General features: G+C 57.2%; 15 protein-coding genes, 2 tRNA genes and 3 rRNA genes. 7 read left to right on the top strand and 13 right to left on the bottom strand.

The features are described from left to right. Positions 1 to 37: 37 nt before the first annotated feature. Both PSH76_RS17175 and PSH76_RS17180 read right to left on the bottom strand, forming a co-directional pair. Positions 38 to 670, bottom strand: a complete 633-nt coding sequence (locus tag PSH76_RS17175; RefSeq protein ID WP_305492654.1) for a glutathione S-transferase — start codon at positions 668 to 670, stop codon at positions 38 to 40. Positions 671 to 719: 49 nt separating this feature from the next. Then, on the bottom strand, positions 720 to 3077 hold the full coding sequence (locus tag PSH76_RS17180; protein WP_305492655.1) for a DNA polymerase II: 2358 nt from the start codon (positions 3075 to 3077) through the stop codon (positions 720 to 722). Positions 3078 to 3266: 189 nt separating this feature from the next. On the opposite strand from PSH76_RS17180, the gene PSH76_RS17185 reads away from it, so the two are divergent. Next, a complete protein-coding gene (locus PSH76_RS17185) occupies positions 3267 to 6026 on the top strand; it encodes an autotransporter domain-containing protein (protein ID WP_305492656.1) in 2760 nt (919 codons plus the stop codon). Positions 6027 to 6082: 56 nt separating this feature from the next. Here PSH76_RS17185 and PSH76_RS17190 read toward each other — a convergent pair whose 3' ends face one another. Next, the gene (locus PSH76_RS17190) at positions 6083 to 6541 is read right to left on the bottom strand and encodes an SRPBCC family protein (protein WP_305492657.1); all 459 of its coding nucleotides are present in this window, start codon (positions 6539 to 6541) and stop codon (positions 6083 to 6085) included. 95 nt (positions 6542 to 6636) lie between these two features. Between PSH76_RS17190 and PSH76_RS17195 the strand changes: the two genes are divergently transcribed. Continuing rightward, positions 6637 to 7038, top strand: a complete 402-nt coding sequence (locus PSH76_RS17195; protein ID WP_305492658.1) for a GFA family protein — start codon at positions 6637 to 6639, stop codon at positions 7036 to 7038. 1 nt (position 7039) lies between these two features. Here PSH76_RS17195 and mrdA read toward each other — a convergent pair whose 3' ends face one another. From mrdA to PSH76_RS17225, 6 genes are all read right to left on the bottom strand, one after another. After that, a complete protein-coding gene (mrdA, locus tag PSH76_RS17200) occupies positions 7040 to 8932 on the bottom strand; it encodes a penicillin-binding protein 2 (protein WP_305492659.1) in 1893 nt (630 codons plus the stop codon). Between the two features lie 213 nt (positions 8933 to 9145). Next, positions 9146 to 9261: ribosomal RNA gene (gene rrf, locus PSH76_RS17205) — 5S ribosomal RNA — on the bottom strand. Positions 9262 to 9419: 158 nt separating this feature from the next. After that, a 23S ribosomal RNA gene (locus PSH76_RS17210) occupies positions 9420 to 12307 on the bottom strand. Between the two features lie 247 nt (positions 12308 to 12554). Beyond that, positions 12555 to 12630 (bottom strand) — tRNA-Ala (locus tag PSH76_RS17215). A 30-nt stretch (positions 12631 to 12660) separates the two neighbouring features. Further along, positions 12661 to 12737 (bottom strand) — tRNA-Ile (locus PSH76_RS17220). An 82-nt stretch (positions 12738 to 12819) separates the two neighbouring features. Then, positions 12820 to 14353 (bottom strand): 16S ribosomal RNA (locus PSH76_RS17225). Together the 16S, 23S and 5S rRNA genes with 2 tRNA genes alongside form the textbook arrangement of a ribosomal RNA operon. Positions 14354 to 14995: 642 nt before the next feature. On the opposite strand from PSH76_RS17225, the gene rhtA reads away from it, so the two are divergent. The 4 genes from rhtA (at position 14996) to PSH76_RS17245 (ending at position 17783) form a co-directional block, all read left to right on the top strand. Next, positions 14996 to 15883, top strand: a complete 888-nt coding sequence (rhtA, locus tag PSH76_RS17230) for a threonine/homoserine exporter RhtA (RefSeq protein ID WP_305492660.1) — start codon at positions 14996 to 14998, stop codon at positions 15881 to 15883. Between the two features lie 163 nt (positions 15884 to 16046). Continuing rightward, positions 16047 to 16328, top strand: coding sequence for a hypothetical protein (locus tag PSH76_RS17235; RefSeq protein WP_003190182.1), 282 nt, complete (start codon positions 16047 to 16049; stop codon positions 16326 to 16328). Positions 16329 to 16426: 98 nt separating this feature from the next. After that, positions 16427 to 17158: an SDR family oxidoreductase gene (locus PSH76_RS17240; protein ID WP_032892542.1), complete on the top strand. Its 732-nt coding sequence runs from the start codon at positions 16427 to 16429 to the stop codon at positions 17156 to 17158. 34 nt (positions 17159 to 17192) lie between these two features. Then, positions 17193 to 17783, top strand: coding sequence for a 2-hydroxychromene-2-carboxylate isomerase (locus PSH76_RS17245; protein ID WP_305492661.1), 591 nt, complete (start codon positions 17193 to 17195; stop codon positions 17781 to 17783). Between the two features lie 38 nt (positions 17784 to 17821). Here the strand turns inward: PSH76_RS17245 and PSH76_RS17250 are convergent, their stop codons facing one another. From PSH76_RS17250 to PSH76_RS17260, 3 genes are all read right to left on the bottom strand, one after another. After that, positions 17822 to 19630, bottom strand: a complete 1809-nt coding sequence (locus PSH76_RS17250) for an aminopeptidase P family protein (protein WP_032892545.1) — start codon at positions 19628 to 19630, stop codon at positions 17822 to 17824. 49 nt (positions 19631 to 19679) lie between these two features. Beyond that, on the bottom strand, positions 19680 to 20840 hold the full coding sequence (locus PSH76_RS17255; protein WP_032892546.1) for a cysteine desulfurase family protein: 1161 nt from the start codon (positions 20838 to 20840) through the stop codon (positions 19680 to 19682). Positions 20841 to 21072: 232 nt separating this feature from the next. Then, positions 21073 to 21342, bottom strand: coding sequence for a hypothetical protein (locus tag PSH76_RS17260; RefSeq protein ID WP_032892547.1), 270 nt, complete (start codon positions 21340 to 21342; stop codon positions 21073 to 21075). A 266-nt stretch (positions 21343 to 21608) separates the two neighbouring features. Between PSH76_RS17260 and PSH76_RS17265 the strand changes: the two genes are divergently transcribed. Further along, positions 21609 to 22706, top strand: coding sequence for a sigma-54-dependent Fis family transcriptional regulator (locus tag PSH76_RS17265; protein WP_305492662.1), 1098 nt, complete (start codon positions 21609 to 21611; stop codon positions 22704 to 22706). Here PSH76_RS17265 and PSH76_RS17270 read toward each other — a convergent pair. After that, on the bottom strand, positions 22695 to 23060 hold the full coding sequence (locus PSH76_RS17270) for an antibiotic biosynthesis monooxygenase (protein WP_098952155.1): 366 nt from the start codon (positions 23058 to 23060) through the stop codon (positions 22695 to 22697). The two genes, PSH76_RS17265 and PSH76_RS17270, sit on opposite strands and share 12 nt — an antisense overlap. Positions 23061 to 23065: the final 5 nt, after the last annotated feature.

Consider the following 23065-nt stretch of genomic DNA (forward strand, 5'->3'; position numbering starts at 1 on the left):
AGGGCTTGGACAGTGGCCTGGTCATTGTTTCTTCCGGTTACGAGACCTTCCACTGCGGCCAATGTCGGGCAAAAACGGGGGCCACGACAGGGTCGGCGTCTACCCGCTCCAGGCTCTGCGCAAAGCCCGGCGCCAGGTTGCCGAGCACCTCGCGCGCGTCGTCCCAACGCGACACAGCCGCCGCCATGATGCCCAGTGCATTCGGCGCGTTGCTGGGTGTAAACAGTTGGCCGGCAAACTGATCGGCAAACACGACCCAGGCCTGATGCAGGTAGCGCCGTGTGCCGCTGACCAGTTGCGCTTGCTGCGCCTCATCGGCATTGCCCAACCAGCGTTGCGGGTAGTCGATGATGCCGATCGCCGAATAGCAGTTGGCGGCGATGTAGAGCAAGCCGCGCAGGATCTGCGTACGATCGCCAGCCAGCAACTCGGCCTTGGGATACTCCAGGCCCAGGTGGATCAGGATCGCGGCGCTTTCGGTCAGCACCTGACCATTTGGAGTAACCAGCGTGGGGATCTGCTTGAGTGGATTGATACGTGCAAGGGCGTCGCTGCCCTCGCCGTCCTGCCAGGAACTGGCCTCCACGCGATGCCACGGCACTGCGCAGCGCTGCAGGGCAATTTCGATCATGCAGGAGCCGGATTCGTCGGTGCCATAGAGCGTGTACATGGGCGTTTCCTCCTGAGCCAAGGGCAATAGTGAGCCTGTGGTCGATTAGCTAGAATAGTCCCATTTGCCCGCCCACCAACGTACCGAAATCATCATTCACGAACGGCAGTATCGCGTCTGCGACGGGCTGCAATTGGCGCGTGACGTAGTGGTCGTAGTCGATGGGCGCCTGGCGTACTTCCAGCGGTTCCGGGCCGTTGACGCTGATCACGTAGCTGATCCAGCCACCGCGCTGGTACTGGCGCGGGCGGCCCAGGCGATCGTTGTACTCGTCCGCCAGGCGCGCGGCGCGTACGTGGGGCGGGACGTTGCGTTCGTAGTCGTGCAAGGGCCGGCGCAGGCGTTTGCGGTAGATCAGCAACTCATCGAATTCACCGCTCAAGGTACGCCGCACGTAGTCGCGTATGTAGTCCTGATGGGGTTGGCGATGGAAGATGCGTTGGTAGAGTTCCTGCTGGAATTGCCGGGCCAGGGGCGACCAGTCGCTGCGCACGGTTTCCAGGCCCTTGTAGACCATTTCTTCGCTGCCATCTTCGCGTACGACCAGGCCGGCATAGCGCTTTTTGCTGCCCTCCTCAGCGCCACGGATAGTCGGCATCAGGAAGCGGCTGAAGTGGGTTTCGTATTGCAGCTCCAGAGCGCTTTGCAGGCCATATTCGTTGCTCAGGTGCGCACGCCACCAATCGTTGACGTGCTGCACCAGCGCCAGGCCGATGCGATTGGCGTCCTGCGCAGAATGCGCGCTGCCCAGCCAGACGAAGGTGGAGTCGGTGTCGCCGTAAATCACCTCGTACCCTTGGGCCTCAACCAGCGCGCGGGTCTGGCGCATGATCTGGTGCCCCCGCAGGGTGATCGAGGACGCCAGCCGAGTGTCGAAGAACCGACAGCCGCTGGAGCCGAGCACCCCGTAAAAGGCGTTCATGATGATCTTCAGTGCCTGGGAGAGCGGCGCATTGCGCTCGCGCTTGGCCTCTTCGCGGCCTTCGGACACGCGGGTGACGATGGACGGCAGGCAATGCCGGGTACGGGAGAAGCGCGCCCCGCGAAAACCTTCCACCGAGTCGCTGTCGTCAGGGTGCTTGAGGCCTTCGATCAAGCCCACCGGGTCGATGAGGAAACTGCGGATGATCGACGGGTAAAGGCTTTTGTAGTCCAGCACCAGCACCGATTCATAGAGGCCCGGGCGCGAGTCCATGACAAATCCGCCAGGGCTGGCTTGGGGCGGTTTGTCACCCAGGTTCGGCGCCACAAACCCCTGGCGGTGCATCAACGGCATGTACAGGTGGGTGAAGGCAGCCACGGAGCCGCCGTTACGGTCGGCCGGCAAGCCGGTGACGCTGGCGCGTTCGAGCAGGAACTTGAGCAGCTCGGTCTTCTCGAAAATCCGCGTGACCAGTTCGCAGTCCTTGAGGTTGTAGCGCGCCAGGGCGGGCTTGTCCTCGGCGAACATGCGGTTGATTTCGTCCATGCGCTGGTACGGCGTGGAGATGTCCTTGCCTTCGCCGAGCAGGGTTTGCGCGACGTTTTCCAGGCTGAAGGACTCAAAACTCCAGGTGGCCGAACGCAGCGCTTCGATACCGTCGATGATCAACCGCCCCGCCGCCGCAGCGAAGTAGTGATTGCGGCTGCCGTGCTCACGCCAGGCCATGGCTTCACCGCCACGTCCCAGCAACAGCGGCACGTTCAGGCGTTGGGCGTGTTCGTGGAGGACGCGCAGGTCGAACTGCACCACGTTCCAGCCGATGATCGCGTCGGGGTCAAACGTGGCCAGCCATTGGTTGAGGCGTTCGAGCAGTTGAGCGCGGGTGTCGCAATAGTCGAGCTTGAAATCCACCGCGTCGGTTTTGTTCGGCGGGCCGAGCATGTACACCTGGCGTTCGCCGCAGCCTTCAAGGGCGATGGAGTAGAGATCGCCCTTTGCGGTGGTCTCGATGTCCAGGGACACCAGCTTCAAGGGCGGGCGGTAGTCGGGGGCGGGCTTCATCTGCGCGTCGAGCAAGGTGCCGCTCGCATCCGGCGTGCCGCCGAACCACACCGGGGCGGTGATAAAGCGCTCCATCATGTAGCGCTCGGGCGGGCGCACGTCACCTTCGTAGACATCGACCCCGGCAGCGCGCAGGCGCTTTTCGATATCCATCAACTGCCGGTGCTGGCGGGCATACAGGCCCAGGACCGGGCGGTGATGAAAGTCGCACAGCTGCAACGGGCGCAACTCAAGATCGCGCTCGCCCTTGAGCAACCAATCGAGCGGCTTGCGGTAAGCCTCAGGAATGAACACCACCGAGGTTTGCACGGGTAGGCGAATGCACCGTGGCCCCTGGTCGGTGGCCAACCAGAAGCTGACCTCCGTGCCTGCCGGGGTATCGCGCCAATGCCGGGTCAGGACAAAACCCTGCTGTAAATCCACCGTACCGCACCTCAAGAATCGCGTTCAGGGCGTGATTCTACTCGGCATCCGGTCCAAGGCGGCGGGTAAACGCACACCTAGCGCGCAATATCATAAAAAGGATGTCATCGTTTTTTAGGATAATAATGCACTGGCAATATCAAATGGCTATATAGGAAGATAGCGCGATTCAAGAAAAGGATTTCGCGCATGTCGTTCGTCCCCCGCCGTCTGGCCCTGACTATTTCGTTGATTGTTTCCGGCGCCTCGCTTTCTCCTGCCAGCCTTGCTCAAGCATTCATCGATACCCCAACCAATACCCCGCTCACCGTGGGCAGTGGCTATTTTTACAATCCCAGTTTGTGGGTGACCAAGACCGGCAGCATCACCACCCATACGACCGCCGTCAGCGTTCGCCAAAACCTGCCTGATTGGCAGCGCAATGTCTTCATTCAAAATGACGGCTCGATCACTGCCGATAGATTAGACGGGATCAGCCTGGGCGCTGCGACCGATGTGCGCATCGACAACACCGGGGTAATCTCCGGCGCCCAACATGCAATCTCAGGCGAACAACTCAATTTGCTGAGCAACAATGGCACGCTTGCCGGACGTGACGGCGCTGGGGTTTCGATAACGGGTGATGCCACGGTTTACAACGACGGCACGATCACTGGCGCACGAGAAGGACGCCTGGAAAATATCGACGGCGATGGCCTACGCATAGGAGGCATTGCCCACATCGAAAACTCTGGCGTTATCCGGGCATGGGGCGCCAGTGGAGCGGACAAAAATGGACGAGCCAACACCAGCGATGGGGTATCGATTGGCGGTGGCTACCTGTTCAACGGCGGCAGGTTTGATCCTTCCACAGGCATTCCACGTACCGGCTCAATCACAGGTGCCAACAATGGCCTCTTAGTCAGTGATGGCCATGATGGGCCGGCAACCGGCGCAACGGAGCTGAGAAATTTCGTCGACCTGCGTGGGCTTGATGGCTATGGCGCACGTTTTATCGGTAATTTCGACGACCGGGTATTCAACGGTGCCCTGATCAGCGGGGGTAATGGTGTAGCCCTGGACATGGGGGGCGGCAACGACACCTTGACGCTGTACCCCGGCGCCCGTTTTGAAGGGTTAGTTGACGGCGGCGCAGGGCATAACACCATGATTCTGGAGGGCTACCAATATTATCCTTCAGATACGCGTGAACCCGACGGGACGGTCGAGGCGACGCGCAATTTTGACGTACTACAAGTGCGTCGCGGCTACTGGGTACTCAATGGTCGCGGCGATTTCAGCGAAGGCGCACGCCTCTCTGCCAATGGTCACTTAAACAACCAGGGCAACATCGCTGGTGACGTGATCGTCGACCAAGGCGCGACTTACCGGGGCCGAGGCTCAGTCAACAATCTTACCGTCAGCGGGAGATTGATCACGAATACCGTTGTCGGCGCGCCTCAGGTCAACGGCAACCTGATCATGAAGCCAGGCTCTGCATTCGAGTTCGCTACTTATCCCGACGGCAGTGCTGCGACAACCCATGTGGTCGGCAATGCCAGCCTCAACGGTGCCTATTTGTGGCCGCAGCCGGGTTACTCGATGGACTATCCCTGGCACAGCACGTACACGGTCCTGCAAGCAGGCAGCATCACGGGGACCTTTGATGACTCCAACCTGCGCAGCTACTACGCCTTCCTGACGCCAACACTCAGCTACGACAATAACCGGGTGAACCTGAGCTACACACGCAACGATGTCGAGTTCATCGATTACGCCCGTACCCGTAACGCCGCCCGCGCAGTCAACAGCATCGAGTCCATCACGTGGCGCCACTGGAGCAACTGGGATGGCAGTTTCCCCCCGCCCTCCATGATGCCCAACCCCAACCCGCTCTACGACGCGCTGCTGGCCACCTCGGAGACCACGGCCAGCGCCGCGCTCGAGGCCCTGGCAGGCAGCAGCAACGCCAACCTCGCCAGTGCCACACTGGCGGCCAGCAGCCAAGTGGGCACGTCCATGCTGTCGGCCATGCGCCAGATGAGCAGCAGTTCAAGCTTGCTCGTCGGGCTTGAGTCGGCGCAAACACCTGAGCTGGCCGTAACTGGCATCCCCAGCAGTGCGCGCAACTTGAATGATCCAAACGCACGAGGCCGTGTGTGGCTGCAAGGTCTCGGCAGCTACGGCAAGCTTGATGGCCAGCACGGCAACGAGTCTTCACAGCAGCGTACACAAGGCAGCCTGCTGGGTATTGACTGGTCCTTGTCGCCGCTCTGGCGCCTGGGTGTACTGGGCGGCTATTCGAAGACCGATATGGACAGCCACAACGTCGATAATTCATTACGCAGCTGGCACGCGGGGGCATATGCCGTACGCCAGGATGGCCCATTGGCGTTGCGCCTGGGGGCTGCGTACAGCCAACACAGGGGTAACAACAAGCGCACAGTAGAGTTCGCAGGTTTCAGCGAGCGACCCAAGGGTGATTACGACGCCGATAGCCAGCAAGCCTTTGCCGAACTGGGTTACATGCTGGGTAACGGCCGATTGAATATCGAACCCTTCGCCAACCTCGGCTATCAGCGCTATCACCGCGACAACTACCGCGAGAAAGGCGGCGATGCTTCACTCAAGGTGGATGCACAAACCCAGGACAATGTCAGCAGTACCTTCGGGGTGCGCCTGGCTCATCTGAGCCAACTGGACAATGGCATCAGCCTGACCCCGCAGGCCAGCTTCGGCTGGCGGCACCTGTATGGCAATGTCGACAGCAAGACTCGGCAGGCTTTTTTGATTGGCGGCGACGCGTTCAATATTGAAGGCAGCGCACTGGACCGCGACAGCTTGATGGTTGAAGTGGGGTTGGCGGTGGGTTTGTCTGCGCAGCAGAACCTGAGTGTCGGTTACAACGGCGAGTTGGGCAGCAATAGCCGCAATCATGCGGTGGTCGGCCAGTGGCAGATGAGTTTCTAAAGCAATCGAATGCACGCTGGCGTGAAGCCGGGCATCAACCATGATGCCCGTTCGGGTCAGGCTCGGCTCAGGTATTTTTCGATATTGCCCATTTGTTCGTCCCAGCCACGGGAGTTCATCTTGAAGGCTTTCTGACGCCGCGCTTCGGGTATCTTGTCAAAACCGGACTCAACGACCCGCAAGAGAATGCCTGGAGCCCGATCTTCAATCGTGAACTCCACCAGCGTCGGCGGTTCCTTGTCGTAGTCGACGCCCTCTTCCACTGCGAAAGGATGCCACCAGAAAGAAAACAGCGTTTGGGGCAGGATGCGTTCGATCCTGGCCTTCCACACGACATGTTCGTAACCTTTGTAGGTAATGGGTGCTTCGATGGTTTCTCCGGCCACAAAGGTTTTACCTTTAAGCGCGATACCGAACCAGTTACCAAATTGCTCGGCCTGCGTTAGTGCCTCCCAGATCTGTTTACGTGGTGCGTTGAGCAGCACTTTGCGTTCGATGCGATCTAATACGTGCATAAGTCACCTCCTTCAACTGAACACTAGGCGACATCAACCAATGCGCAACCTTGCGTTGTGCGCGATGATGACCCCTCCTTACCTGGCCATAGGTTATGACTGACCCGCTGAATGGAAGTTGCTTGTGCAAAGGCGTGCGCTACCAAGTGGACAGCCTGGACATGCCCATCAGCCACTGCCACTGCGAAAGCTGCCGCAAGGCACACGCGGCCGCGTTTGTTGCCACGGCCGGGGTGATGCGTGAGCATTTTCGCTGGACGCAGGGTGAGGAACTGCTGTCGTCCTTTGAATCTTCGCCGGGCAAATTCAGACATTTCTGCTCGCGCTGCGGCTCACATCTGATCGCTGAACGTGGGCATCAGCCCCACGTGATTGTGCGGGTGGCGACGCTGGATGAGGATCCGGGCGTCAGGCCCACCTCGCATATCTGGACGGCCCATGAAGTGCCCTGGCTGGCCTATGACGGCGTAGCGCGCTGGGACGAATGGAAGGTCTGAGTCAAACCCGTGGATCACCCGGAGCCTTGGCCGGCACCGCGTATTGCGGCTTGAGGTGGCCTTCCTGGTCGAGCAACCAGGCATCCATGATCTGTCGCACCACAGGCCCGGCTACACGGCCGCCGGCCTCGCCGTTTTCGATCATGACTGAAATCACGATTTTCGGATGTTCGGCCGGCGCGAAGCCGACGAACAAGGCGTTATCGCGATGCCGCTCCAACGTCTTGTTGCGGTTGTAGCGCTCACCCTGTTTGATCGCCACCACCTGGGCGGTACCACTCTTGCCGGCGATACGGTATTGGGCGCCTTGCGCTGCCGCCCGGGCGATACCGCGGGGATCGTGCATCACCAATTGCATGCCGTGGTTGACCTGCTCCCAGTCACGCGGGTCTTTGAGCACCACGTTGGGCATCGGGTGTTCATCTACCGGAGCCACACCGTTAATGGTCTTGGCCAGGTGCGGCCGGTTCCATACACCTTTGTTGGCGATCAATGCTGTGGCCTGGGCCAATTGCAGCGGTGTCACTTGCATATAACCTTGGCCAATGCCGAGGATCACGGTTTCGCCTGGGAACCACGGCTGGCGACGGGTCGCACGCTTCCAGGCTTGGGATGGCATCAGGCCGGCAGATTCTTCGAACATATCCAGGGACACTTTCTGGCCCAGGCCGAACTCGGCCAGATAGTCGTGCAGGCGGTCGATCCCGAGCTTATGGGCCAGGTCGTAAAAATAAGTGTCGTTGGAACGCATGATGGCCGCGTCCATGTCCACCCAGCCGTCACCGCTGTGGTTCCAGTTGCGGTATTTATGGTCAAAGTCAGGCAACTGATAGTAACCCGGGTCGAAGACTCGGGTTTGTGGGGTAACGACACCACTGTCGAGACCGGCAATGGCCACTTCCGGCTTGATGGTTGAACCTGGCGCATAGAGACCGCGTAGCACGCGGTTGAACAGCGGCCGGTCAATGGAGTCGTGCAGCGCGGCGTACTCCTTGAAGCTGATGCCGGTGACAAACAGGTTCGGATCGAAACTCGGTTTACTGACCATCGCCAGTACTTCACCGGTTTGCGGGTCCAGGGCGACTACCGAACCACGACGGTCGCCCAAGGCCTCTTCGGCGGCTTCCTGTAGCTTGACGTCGAGGCTCAGTACGATGTTTTTGCCAGGGATCGGATCGGTGTGCTTGAGCACGCGCAGCACACGGCCCTGTGCGTTGGTCTCCACCTCTTCATAACCGACATGGCCATGCAGTTCTGACTCGTAAAAGCGCTCGATTCCGGTTTTGCCGATGGATTGGGTACCGCGGTACTCGACCGAATCAAGGGTCTTGGATTCTTTTTCGTTGATGCGACCGACGTAGCCAATCGAGTGGGCAAAGTGCGCGCCCAGGGGGTAGTGGCGAACAAATTGTGGCTCGACGTCCACACCAGGTAGACGGAACTCGTTGACGGCCAAAACGGCGATCTGCTCTTCGGTCAGCTCGTAGAACAACGTGACGGGAACAAACGGGTGACGGGCCTGCTTGAGCGCCTTATCAAACACCGCCCGGTCTTCGGCAGGCAGGTGTAACAGATTGACGATTTCGTCCAGCTCACCCTTGAGGTCGGCAGTGCGCTCACGGGTGATGGTCAGGTTATAACTCGGTCGGTTGTCGGCCAAGACTACGCCATTCCGGTCATAGATCAGGCCGCGAGTCGGTGTGATGGGCAGTACGTGGACCCGGTTGTTTTCCGAAATTGTGGAGTGGTAGTCGTATTGCACCACCTGCAGGAAATACATGCGCCCTACCAGCGCACACGTGATCCCAATCACCAACAACGCGCAGGCGAGCAAGCGCTTGTTGACCAGGCGGTTTTCTTTTTCGTGATCTTTGATAGGTATCGGTTCAGGCATTTCTACAGCATCTCGTTGGAAAAGGTCGACGCCGCATCCTGCGGATAAGGATCAATCCTTGTGAAAATGTGCTGCACCATAGCAAAAATGCAGAAACACTTTGTATCGAATTCCCTCAACGGCAGCTTATTTAATGTTGCCAGAAGCGCTGGAATTTTCGAGCGCCCAAAACAAAACCCCAACTGCTTTCGCAATTGGGGTTTCGGAATTTAATCTTGACGATGACCTACTCTCACATGGGGAAACCCCACACTACCATCGGCGATGCATCGTTTCACTGCTGAGTTCGGGATGGGATCAGGTGGTTCCAATGCTCTATGGTCGTCAAGAAATTCGGGTACTGAGTCGTGGCCAGCTGGCCTCGCTTCAGCAAATTGGGTAAGTGATAGATCTCGGTGTTTTGTGAGCGTCGAACTTTCGGTTCATTTTCGTCTTCACACACCGCAATCTGATGCTCGTTAGAGTAGTCAAATTGCTTGGGTGTTATATGGTCAAGCCTCACGGGCAATTAGTATTGGTTAGCTCAACGCCTCACAGCGCTTACACACCCAACCTATCAACGTCGTAGTCTTCGACGGCCCTTCAGGGAACTCAAGGTTCCAGTGAGATCTCATCTTGAGGCTAGTTTCCCGCTTAGATGCTTTCAGCGGTTATCTATTCCGAACATAGCTACCCGGCAATGCCACTGGCGTGACAACCGGAACACCAGAGGTTCGTCCACTCCGGTCCTCTCGTACTAGGAGCAGCCCCTCTCAAATCTCAAACGTCCACGGCAGATAGGGACCGAACTGTCTCACGACGTTCTAAACCCAGCTCGCGTACCACTTTAAATGGCGAACAGCCATACCCTTGGGACCGGCTTCAGCCCCAGGATGTGATGAGCCGACATCGAGGTGCCAAACACCGCCGTCGATATGAACTCTTGGGCGGTATCAGCCTGTTATCCCCGGAGTACCTTTTATCCGTTGAGCGATGGCCCTTCCATACAGAACCACCGGATCACTAAGACCTACTTTCGTACCTGCTCGACGTGTCTGTCTCGCAGTCAAGCGCGCTTTTGCCTTTATACTCTACGACCGATTTCCGACCGGTCTGAGCGCACCTTCGTACTCCTCCGTTACTCTTTAGGAGGAGACCGCCCCAGTCAAACTACCCACCATACACTGTCCTCGATCCGGATAACGGACCTGAGTTAGAACCTCAAAGTTGCCAGGGTGGTATTTCAAGGATGGCTCCACGCAGACTGGCGTCCACGCTTCAAAGCCTCCCACCTATCCTACACAAGCAAATTCAAAGTCCAGTGCAAAGCTATAGTAAAGGTTCACGGGGTCTTTCCGTCTAGCCGCGGATACACTGCATCTTCACAGCGATTTCAATTTCACTGAGTCTCGGGTGGAGACAGCGCCGCCATCGTTACGCCATTCGTGCAGGTCGGAACTTACCCGACAAGGAATTTCGCTACCTTAGGACCGTTATAGTTACGGCCGCCGTTTACCGGGGCTTCGATCAAGAGCTTCGCGTTAGCTAACCCCATCAATTAACCTTCCGGCACCGGGCAGGCGTCACACCCTATACGTCCACTTTCGTGTTTGCAGAGTGCTGTGTTTTTAATAAACAGTCGCAGCGGCCTGGTATCTTCGACCGGCATGAGCTTACGGAGCAAGTCCTTCACCCTCACCGGCGCACCTTCTCCCGAAGTTACGGTGCCATTTTGCCTAGTTCCTTCACCCGAGTTCTCTCAAGCGCCTTGGTATTCTCTACCCAACCACCTGTGTCGGTTTGGGGTACGGTTCCTGGTTACCTGAAGCTTAGAAGCTTTTCTTGGAAGCATGGCATCAACCACTTCGTTACTAAAAGTAACTCGTCATCAGCTCTCGGCCTTAGAATCCCGGATTTACCTAAGATTCCAGCCTACCACCTTAAACTTGGACAACCAACGCCAAGCTGGCCTAGCCTTCTCCGTCCCTCCATCGCAATAACCAGAAGTACAGGAATATTAACCTGTTTTCCATCGACTACGCTTTTCAGCCTCGCCTTAGGGACCGACTAACCCTGCGTCGATTAACGTTGCGCAGGAAACCTTGGTCTTTCGGCGTGGGTGTTTTTCACACCCATTATCGTTACTCATGTCAGCATTCGCACTTCTGATACCTCCAGCAAGCTTCTCAACTCACCTTCACAGGCTTACAGAACGCTCCTCTACCGCATCACTTACGTGATACCCGTAGCTTCGGTGTATGGTTTGAGCCCCGTTACATCTTCCGCGCAGGCCGACTCGACTAGTGAGCTATTACGCTTTCTTTAAAGGGTGGCTGCTTCTAAGCCAACCTCCTAGCTGTCTAAGCCTTCCCACATCGTTTCCCACTTAACCATAACTTTGGGACCTTAGCTGACGGTCTGGGTTGTTTCCCTTTTCACGACGGACGTTAGCACCCGCCGTGTGTCTCCCATGCTCGGCACTTGTAGGTATTCGGAGTTTGCATCGGTTTGGTAAGTCGGGATGACCCCCTAGCCGAAACAGTGCTCTACCCCCTACAGTGATACATGAGGCGCTACCTAAATAGCTTTCGAGGAGAACCAGCTATCTCCGAGCTTGATTAGCCTTTCACTCCGATCCACAGGTCATCCGCTAACTTTTCAACGGTAGTCGGTTCGGTCCTCCAGTTAGTGTTACCCAACCTTCAACCTGCCCATGGATAGATCGCCCGGTTTCGGGTCTATTCCCAGCGACTAGACGCCCTATTAAGACTCGCTTTCGCTACGCCTCCCCTATTCGGTTAAGCTCGCCACTGAAAATAAGTCGCTGACCCATTATACAAAAGGTACGCAGTCACCCAACAAAGTGGGCTCCCACTGCTTGTACGCATACGGTTTCAGGATCTATTTCACTCCCCTCTCCGGGGTTCTTTTCGCCTTTCCCTCACGGTACTAGTTCACTATCGGTCAGTCAGTAGTATTTAGCCTTGGAGGATGGTCCCCCCATATTCAGACAAAGTTTCTCGTGCTCCGTCCTACTCGATTTCATGACTAAGAGATTTTCGCGTACAGGGCTATCACCCACTATGGCCGCACTTTCCAGAGCGTTCCGCTAATCTCAAAGCCACTTAAGGGCTAGTCCCCGTTCGCTCGCCACTACTAAGGGAATCTCGGTTGATTTCTTTTCCTCAGGGTACTTAGATGTTTCAGTTCCCCTGGTTCGCTTCTTGCACCTATGTATTCAGTACAAGATAACCATCTTATGATGGCTGGGTTCCCCCATTCAGACATCTCCGGATCAAAGTCTGTTTGCCGACTCCCCGAAGCTTTTCGCAGGCTACCACGTCTTTCAGCCTCTGACTGCCAAGGCATCCACCGTATGCGCTTCTTCACTTGACCATATAACCCCAAGCAATCTGGTTATACTGTGAAGACGACATTCGCCGAAAATTCGAATTTCTCAATTAAGAGAACTCACAAATTTTACCTTAGCCTGATCCGTTACCAGTGAAAGTAACGTTCAGTCTATCTTTCTATCACATACCCAAATTTTTAAAGAACGAACTAGTCAAAGACTAGAAATCAACATTCACCATCACAACGATGGAATGCTCATTTCTAAGCTTTATACAAACAGAAGCAGTAGTGGTGGAGCCAAACGGGATCGAACCGTTGACCTCCTGCGTGCAAGGCAGGCGCTCTCCCAGCTGAGCTATGGCCCCGTATTTCTACAGGCGTTTCCCACACAAAATTGGTGGGTCTGGGCAGATTCGAACTGCCGACCTCACCCTTATCAGGGGTGCGCTCTAACCAACTGAGCTACAGACCCAATTTCGGGCTGCTTCTTTTCGTCTTCTTCAATGAATCAAGCAATTCGTGTGGGAACTTATGGAGCAGCTGATGTCGTCGATTAAGGAGGTGATCCAGCCGCAGGTTCCCCTACGGCTACCTTGTTACGACTTCACCCCAGTCATGAATCACACCGTGGTAACCGTCCTCCCGAAGGTTAGACTAGCTACTTCTGGTGCAACCCACTCCCATGGTGTGACGGGCGGTGTGTACAAGGCCCGGGAACGTATTCACCGCGACATTCTGATTCGCGATTACTAGCGATTCCGACTTCACGCAGTCGAGTTGCAGACTGCGATCCGGACTACGATCGGTTTTATGGGATTAGCTCCACCTCGCGGCTTGGCAACCCTCTGTACCGACCATTGTAGCACGTGTGTAGCCCAGGCCGTAAGGGCCATGATGACTTGACGTCATCCCCACCTTCCTCCGGTTTGTCACCGGCAGTCTCCTTAGAGTGCCCACCATACGTGCTGGTAACTAAGGACAAGGGTTGCGCTCGTTACGGGACTTAACCCAACATCTCACGACACGAGCTGACGACAGCCATGCAGCACCTGTCTCAATTCCCGAAGGCACCAATCTATCTCTAGAAAGTTCATTGGATGTCAAGGCCTGGTAAGGTTCTTCGCGTTGCTTCGAATTAAACCACATGCTCCACCGCTTGTGCGGGCCCCCGTCAATTCATTTGAGTTTTAACCTTGCGGCCGTACTCCCCAGGCGGTCAACTTAATGCGTTAGCTGCGCCACTAAAAGCTCAAGGCTTCCAACGGCTAGTTGACATCGTTTACGGCGTGGACTACCAGGGTATCTAATCCTGTTTGCTCCCCACGCTTTCGCACCTCAGTGTCAGTATTAGTCCAGGTGGTCGCCTTCGCCACTGGTGTTCCTTCCTATATCTACGCATTTCACCGCTACACAGGAAATTCCACCACCCTCTACCATACTCTAGTCAGTCAGTTTTGAATGCAGTTCCCAGGTTGAGCCCGGGGATTTCACATCCAACTTAACAAACCACCTACGCGCGCTTTACGCCCAGTAATTCCGATTAACGCTTGCACCCTCTGTATTACCGCGGCTGCTGGCACAGAGTTAGCCGGTGCTTATTCTGTCGGTAACGTCAAAATTGCAGAGTATTAATCTACAACCCTTCCTCCCAACTTAAAGTGCTTTACAATCCGAAGACCTTCTTCACACACGCGGCATGGCTGGATCAGGCTTTCGCCCATTGTCCAATATTCCCCACTGCTGCCTCCCGTAGGAGTCTGGACCGTGTCTCAGTTCCAGTGTGACTGATCATCCTCTCAGACCAGTTACGGATCGTCGCCTTGGTGAGCCATTACCTCACCAACTAGCTAATCCGACCTAGGCTCATCTGATAGCGCAAGGCCCGAAGGTCCCCTGCTTTCTCCCGTAGGACGTATGCGGTATTAGCGTCCGTTTCCGAACGTTATCCCCCACTACCAGGCAGATTCCTAGGCATTACTCACCCGTCCGCCGCTCTCAAGAGAAGCAAGCTTCTCTCTACCGCTCGACTTGCATGTGTTAGGCCTGCCGCCAGCGTTCAATCTGAGCCATGATCAAACTCTTCAGTTCAAACATCTTTGGGTTTTTAAGAAACCCTAAACTTGGCTCAGCAATCGTTGGTTACATCTTTGATTTCTCGCGGAGTAACTTGTGATGCTGATAATCTTGTTGACTATCAGTCTGACTCCACAAGCACCCACACGAATTGCTTGATTCAGTTGTTAAAGAGCGGTTGGTTAAGATCTTTCGTCTCAACCGAGGCGCGCATTCTACAGCAGCCTCATTTGCTGTCAAGTGGTTATTTTCAGAAGTTTTCGAAGATTTCTTCAACAACTTCAACCACTTGCGCTTGCGATATCTCGTAAGCGGGAGGCGAATTCTACAGCGTTACACGCTGCTGTCAACACCTCTTTTTCAACTTCCTTTTGGCTTCGATGAACTGAAGCAACTTGCTGTCGAGAACTGCGTAACTCTTTGTTTACCAAGGAGTTTTCCGTTTCGACTGCGCCGGAAGTGGGGCGAATTATAGGCTTCCAGAATTTGCCGTCAACCCAATTATTCGGTTTTTCTATCAAAAACCTCAAAAAGCCGATAATTCCACTATATAGATAGCTACGAATCAGTTTTTGCGCAATATATTGCTCATTCGCTGACAGTTAAGCATCATAGCGCCACGTATTTATCGACCATGACTTCGGAAGAACTCCCGCAATGACCACCCCTCCTCGCAGCCTGGCATCCGCATTGTTTCCGATCGGCCTGCTATTAATCGCCATGGCGTCCATCCAATCCGGTGCGTCATTGGCCAAAAGCATGTTTCCTATTGTTGGCGCACAAGGCACCACTGCTCTGCGTTTGATTTTTGCCAGTGTGATCATGCTGGTGCTATTACGCCCATGGCGCGCCACACTGACGGCCAAGTCCCTGCGCACGGTGATCATTTACGGGATGGCGCTGGGCGGCATGAACTTCCTCTTCTATATGTCCCTTCGCACCGCCCCCCTGGGGATTGCAGTAGCACTTGAGTTCACAGGCCCGCTTGCCGTCGCAATCTATGCCTCGCGCCGGGCTGTCGACTTCCTGTGGATTGCCCTGGCGATCATCGGCCTACTGCTGTTGATTCCACTGGGCGAGGCCAGTAGCGGTATCGACTGGGTCGGCGCGGCGTACGCACTGGGCGCAGGCGGATGCTGGGCCTTGTATATTTTGTTCGGCCAAAAGGCTGGGAACGACAATGGTGTTCAGACCGCCGCACTCGGCGTAATGATTGCCGCCCTGTTCGTCGCACCGATCGGCATCGTGCATGCGGGCGCCGCGCTGCTGACGCCGGCCCTGATCCCTATCGCCATTGGCGTCGCGATTCTGTCCACCGCCTTGCCCTACACCTTGGAGATGGTCGCACTGACTCGCCTCCCTGCTCGCACCTTCGGCACGCTCATGAGCATCGAACCGGCGTTCGGCGCCCTCTCCGGCCTGCTCTTTCTGCATGAGCACTTATCCCTGGCCCAATGGCTGGCCATCACCTGCATTATCCTGGCTTCTGTAGGCGCCACGTTGACGATGCGCAACGAATCCAAACCACTGGTGCCCGCCGACTGATCATCTTTAAAGCCAGCGCTGGTATTTACCGCTCATTTAGGCCATGTTTAGGCCGTAACCGAATGTCATTCATGGAGAATTTCGACACGGACAGCATGAACGCTTCGCTCGAGAGCGAGTAAAGCGGCTCTGTTCTTTTGCAGGGCGGCTATTAAGGATGGGAATGAAACGAATTTTGATACTGTTGCTGGTTGTGGGCATCGCTGGCTGTGCTGCAACCACAAAAACAGAAGTGAAACGGGGTAAGAAAGGGCTGCATATCAACTGTTCGGGCCTGTCCTCCTCCTGGGACCAGTGCTACACCAGTGCAGCCAACTCATGCGGCGCCAAGGGCTACCGGGTGATCGCCAAATCCGGCGATAACTCCGAGGAGCCTGGGGACTACCCCTTCGGTCTCAACCCTGCCGGCTATACCAGCCGCAGCATGATCGTCATCTGCAAATAGCTGCCCGAGCAGTCCTTTCTGACTGCTCATCTTAAATCCCGCCCAGTTGCGGCACGAAGGCTAAACTCCTGCTCGACCCTCGAGCCAATGGAGTTCCCATGCCGCACAACAAGAAAATCGTATTAGTCGTGGGTGCCGGTGACGCGACCGGCGGCGCCATAGCCAAACGCTTTGCCCGCGAAGGCTACATCGCATGCGTCACCCGTCGCAGCGCCGACAAACTGCAGCCTCTGGTAGACAGCATTCAATCAGCCGGCGGTGAAGCCCATGGCTTTGCCTGTGATGCGCGCAAAGAAGAAGACGTGATCGCACTGGTCGAGCAAATCGAAACCGAGCTGGGGCCTATTGAAGCGTTCGTCTTCAACATCGGCGCCAATGTGCCTTGCAGCATTCTGGAAGAAACCGCGCGCAAGTACTTCAAGATCTGGGAGATGGCGTGCTTCTCTGGCTTCTTGAACGCACGGGAAGTCGCCAAACGCATGGTCACGCGTAACCGCGGCACTATCCTGTTCACCGGCGCCACCGCAGGCTTGCGCGGGAGCGCAGGGTTTGCCGCCTTCGCCGGCGCCAAACACGGGATACGCGCCCTGGCACAAAGCATGGCGCGGGAGTTAGGCCCGATGAACATCCATGTTGCCCATGTGGTGGTCGACGGCGCCATCGATACCGACTTCATCCGCGAGAATTTCCCGCAAAAGTACGCCCTCAAGGATCAGGACGCCCTCCTCAACCCTGACCATATTGCCGACAACTACTGGTTCCTGCACAAGCAGCCACGGGACGCCTGGACGTTCGAACTGGACCTGCGCCCCTGGAACGAAACCTGGTGACGCCCCCTATAACAATAAGCAGTGAGTACAGACCATGAGTAAAACCCTAGAGTTTTTCTTTGATCTCGGCAGCCCCGCCACTTACCTGGCCTATACCCAGTTGCCGGCGCTGTGTGCCCAAACCGGCGCACAGGTGGTGTATCAACCGATGCTATTGGGCGGTGTTTTCAAGGCCACGGGCAATGCCTCGCCGATCATGGTGCCCGCCAAAGGGCGCTACATGCTCGATGACCTGGCGCGTTACGCCAAACGCTACAACGTGCCGCTCAGGTTCAACCCACACTTTCCCATCAATACCTTGTTGCTGATGCGCGCTGTCACTGGCATTCAAATCCACCAGCCTGAGCGCTTCCTCGACTTCATCGACTGCCTGTTCCAAGCACTCTGGGTGGAAGGCCATCACTTGGGCGACCCAGAGGTCGTGGCCAATGTGCTCACCGGACAGGGGTTCGATCCCGAGCAGGTACTGGCCCTGTCAAACGATGCAGCCGTCAAGGACGCTCTCAAGGACAAAACCGAACAAGCCATTAAGCGCGGCGTGTTCGGCGCTCCCAGCTTCTTTGTAGGAAACCAGCTGTTCTTTGGCCAGGACCGTCTGGACTTTGTGCGTGAAGCCCTCAGCTAGATATCGATTGCAGCCGGCAATGCGCCAGCTGCATTCGATCAAATCGCCGCAGTGCGCACCTGCAACCATTCAAGGGCTGCGCCATCGAGCAGCGGGCTCAAACGCTCACGCACCTGGGCGTGATACGCGTTGAACCATTCACGCTCATCCGCCGTCAGCAACGACGGCTCCAGGCACCGGGTATCAATCGGGCACAGGGTCAGGGTTTCGAACTTGAGGAATTCGCCAAACTCGGTCTTGCCCGCTTCACGGTTCAACACCAGGTTCTCAATGCGCACGCCCCAACGGCCAGGGCGATAAGTACCCGGCTCAATCGACGTAATCATCCCTGGCTGCATCGCCGTTTGTGGCGCTGCAGCGGCTTGATAGGCAATCACTTGCGGGCCCTCATGCACGTTGAGGAAATACCCTACGCCGTGGCCTGTACCGTGACCGTAGTCCACGCCTTCTGCCCAGATCGGCGCCCGGGCAATGGCGTCCAGCAACGGTGAAAGAATGCCTTTGGGGAACTGCGCACGAGACAGGGCAATCACGCCCTTGAGCACCCGCGTGCAATCGCGCTTCTGTTCTTCACTCGGTGTACCGATGGGCACCATCCGCGTGATGTCCGTGGTTCCGCCCAGGTACTGGCCGCCCGAGTCGATCAGCAGCAAGCCATCACCTTCGATCAGCGCATGCTCTTCTTCGGTGGCGTGGTAATGCGGCATCGCGCCGTTGGCATTGAAGGCCGCAATGGTATTGAAACTCAGCGATACATAGCCTGGACGGCGGGTACGCGCAGCGGTCAGGTGTTCGTCAATCGTCAGTTCGGTAATGCGCTCGCGGCCCAGGGCACTGTCGAGCCAGGCAAAGAATTCGCACAGCGCCGCACCATCCTGCTCCATGGCTTGGCGGATATGTTCCGCGTCTGCCAGGCTCTTGCGGGATTTGGCCAGTGTGGTGGGGTTGAGGCTTTCAACCAGCTTGACGCCCGCGTCGAGGTTTTCCAGCAAGCCGGCAGTGACGCGGGCGGGGTCTACTTGCAAGCTTGCGCCCGCCGGTACCGCTCGCAGCGCTTGCGCCACCTCGCTGTAATCACGCAGGGTCACGCCATCCTGCTCAAGCACCGCCCGCAGTTGCGCATCGACCTTGCCCAACGCCACAAACAAAGTCGCCTGCTGTTGATTGATCAAGGCAAAGGACACAAACACTGGATTGAACGACACATCAGCGCCGCGCAGGTTGAATAGCCAGGCGATGTCATCCAGCGTCGCGATGAAATGCCAGTCGGCGCCCTTGTCTTTCAAACTGGCGCGCAAAGCGGCCAGTTTCTCGCCACGACTGACGGTGGCCTGGGGCGGCAGATGCTGATAGATCGGCTGGTTCGGCAATGCCGGGCGGTCTTGCCAGACTTCATTGAGTACATCGATATCGGTACGCAGACGCGCGCCACGCTCGGCCAACTTGCCACCCAGGGTACGTGCCGAGGCCACGGCCATGACCGCACCGTCCACCGCCACCACGCCACCCTCAGGGGTTTGCTCGGCCAACCACTCCAGCGGCCCAGGCTGACCCGGTTGCAGCTTTACCAGCTCGATACCGCTGCCCTTGAGTTCCTTGGTCGCCTGTTCCCAGTAACGGCTGTCCGCCCAGACCCCGGCAAACTCCGCCGTGACGATCAGGGTGCCCACCGAACCATGAAAGCCGGACAACCACTGACGCCCTTGCCAGTAACCCGGCAAATATTCGGACAGGTGCGGGTCCGCCGATGGCACCAGCAGGGCATGAATGCCTTCGCGGCGCATCAGTTCACGGGTATGCGCCAGGCGCTGGGGAACCGTTCCATGGGTCAAAGGCTGCGTACTCATTGTGTCTCCTGCTAACCACTAATAATTGTTATGTGTTGCGAATGATAAATCAGACCGCCCAGAATGCCGGCGCGCTCGCCAACGCGGCCTTGATCAACTGCGCGGCCTGGTCGATATCCTGTTCGGTGGTGAACCGGCCCAGGCTCAAGCGAATAGTGCGAGCGGCACTGCGGGCGTCATGCCCCAAGGCCAGGAGCACATGGGACGGCGCATTGCTGGCCGAATTGCACGCTGAAGTCGCGGAAAAGGCAATCCCTGCACTCAATGCGGCGGAATTGAACTCGCCTTCGCTGAAGGTAAGGCTCAGCGTGTGCGGAATACGCTGGGTCGGGCTGCCATTAATACGCAAGCCGGCTACCGACGCCAGTTGATCCAGCAGGCGCTGGCGAAGTGCGACAATCGTGGCCTTCTCATCCGCGAAAGACGCCGCCGCCAGAGCGAACGCCGTACCCATGCCGGCAATCTGATGGGTCGCCAGGGTGCCGGAGCGCAAGCCTCCTTCATGGCCACCCCCATGAATCTGCGCCAATACCTTCTGCTGCGCCCGCGGCCCGACATATAACGCGCCGATGCCCTTGGGCCCATACAGCTTGTGAGCAGAGAACGACATCAAGTCCACCGGCCACCGGGCCAGGTCGATAGCCACTTTGCCTGCCCCTTGCGCCGCGTCCACATGGAACAACGCGCCCTGCTCACGCACCCGCGCGCCAATGGCCGGGATGTCGTTGAGGGTACCCAGTTCGTTGTTGACCAGCATCAGCGAGACCAGAAAGGTGTCCTCGCGTAAGGCTTCGCTGACCGCCTCGACGCTGATTAAGCCGTCTGCATCCGGTACCAGGTAAGTCACTGCCACACCGGCTTCCTGCAACTGCCGAGCGGTGTCCAGTGTGGCCTTGTGTTCGATCTGGCTGGTGATGATATGCCCACCCGCCACACCTCGGGCCTGGGCCACGCCCTTGAGCGCAAGGTTGTTGGATTCTGTGGCACCGGAGGTCCAGACGATCTGCTCGGGTTCGGCACCCACCAACTCGGCCACTTGGCGACGCGCCTGTTCAACCTTTTGCCGGGCCGCTTGGCCGAATGCATGGGAACTGGACGCAGGGTTACCGAAATGGGCGTTGAAACCCAGACACTCGACCATCACCTGGATCACTCGCTCATCCACCGGCGTGGTGGCGGCATAGTCGAAATACAACGGACGTTTATTCATGAGGTTAAAACTCGCAGAGCGTATTCCCAAGAGCAGCGTCTCGGGGGGCATCGACCAGAACAGAGGTCGTCAGGTTTAACCGATCGAATGCCATTAAAGAAGGTGACTTTATTTAAATGTGCGTAGGAACGCTCCTGGAATTGAGCTTAACAGGCTGAAGTAGCCCCATGGCAAACAAAAAGCCCGAGGCTCCTTATGGGAAACCTCGGGCTTTTTGCTGTAAGAAGCGCGCTCAACTGGGGCGGCCATGCAGGACCACGCTGCGCTCGGCGTTCATTTCACCCTGACGATCAAAACCGAAAGGCTGCTTTGGCTGACCAAGCAACGCGGCACGCTGGCGTTGATAGTCGTCAAACGACAAGCCGCGACGGCCCAGGGCCTCCAGGGCCAACTGCTTGGTTTCCTCGGCCGTATAGGGGCGCAACTCCGGGGAAGGCTGGGTCGCACAACCCGCAAGGACAGAGGTGACAAGTAAAAAGGAAACAGCGAGGAAACGGTTCATGGCGATGGCCCTGCGAAGGAGGTTTCGAGTCAATGAACACAGGCTACTCCCGGCCCTTCTCGCTGAAAAATCATCGTCCGTGATAGTCGCTATCACGCGCATCGGCGTCTGCGACGGGAACACCTTGATATTCATTTAAGTTCTATAAATATAGAAACACCTTCATTTACGAATTAAGACGATACCTCTATAAAGACCGTGCGCGTAGCCACTGTCCACCAGGCAACAGCCCTTCAACAAAGCCCGAATTCCCATGAGAGGTCACCATGCAGCTGTTCACCCTGCCGCCCTCGCCTGCCCTCGCGACCTCGATCCGCGCCACAGCCCAGGTCTTCGAAGACCCAAAGTCCCAGGCCCTGCTCGACCATATCCAACAAGTGGCCCCCAGCGAAGCCAGCGTGCTGATCATTGGCGAAACCGGCACCGGCAAAGAACTTGTTGCGCGGCATATCCACCACCTCAGTGCGCGGCGAAACCGGCCCTTCGTGGCGGTGAACTGCGGGGCCTTTTCGCACTCCCTGGTGGAAGCCGAGTTGTTCGGCCATGAGAAAGGCGCCTTTACCGGCGCCCTCAGCGCCAAGGCCGGCTGGTTCGAAGAGGCTGACGGCGGCACCTTGTTTCTGGATGAGATCGGCGATTTGCCGATGGCCATCCAGGTCAAGCTGCTGCGGGTGCTACAGGAGCGCGAAGTGGTGCGACTGGGTTCGCGCAAGAGCATTGCAATCGATGTGCGAGTCCTGGCCGCCACCAATGTACAACTGGAAAAGGCCATCAACGCTGGGCGTTTCCGTGAAGACCTCTACTACCGCCTCAATGTAGTCAGCCTGGCATTGCGCCCGCTGCGCGAACGTACCGGCGATATCTTGCCGCTGACCCGGCACTTCATCCAAACCTACAGCCAGCGCCTGGGCTACGGCCCGATCAGCGTGAGCCACGAGGCCGAGCACAAGCTCAAGCGCTACAGCTGGCCGGGCAATATCCGTGAGCTGGAAAACGTGATTCATCACACCCTGCTGATCTGCCGCAATGCGGTGATCGAACCCGACGACCTGCGCCTCTCGAGCCTGCGCATCGAACGCCAGAACGACAGCGACACCGATCCCAGTGCAGAAGCCCTGCTGGCGCGGGCGTTTCAAAAGCTCTTCGAGGAACAGTCCGGTGCCCTGCATGAAAAGGTCGAAGACGCTTTATTGCGCGCTGCCTATCGCTTCAGCCACTCCAACCAGGTGCACACCGCCAACCTGCTGGGCCTGAGCCGAAACGTCACCCGCGCTCGCCTGATCAAGATCGGCGAACTGGCCGTGAACAAGCGCAGGCTTGGGGCACACGTGCAAGGCGAACGGATGCTGCATCTATCCATTTAGCCGGCAGTGCAGGGCATCGTCCTGACTGCGCTCAAAACTGCGCAGTACCTGAAATGCGCCAAAGGTCACGGCCGTGGCCCGGTGAGCACGGATCAGCGTCCAGAAATCTTCGCCGCCCTGTTCAAAACATTTGAAGGCGGCTTCACCCTCTTCCCGCGATTGCCATTGCAAATAATTGAGCACCCGCCGCCCGTCATCGCTGACCTGCACGCTGGCACTCAAGAAGCCGCCATGGCGCACGGCCAGACGCTCGCTCTGGGTGGTCAAGGCGGCCACCAGGGCGGATTGCTGACGGGGTTCGATGTGAAATTCGATCAGTTGAGTGAAGCTGTGATTTTTCTCTGATACCGGCATGAAAA

Source organism: Pseudomonas sp. FP215 (assembly GCF_030687795.1).
Taxonomy (GTDB): domain Bacteria; phylum Pseudomonadota; class Gammaproteobacteria; order Pseudomonadales; family Pseudomonadaceae; genus Aquipseudomonas; species Aquipseudomonas salmasensis.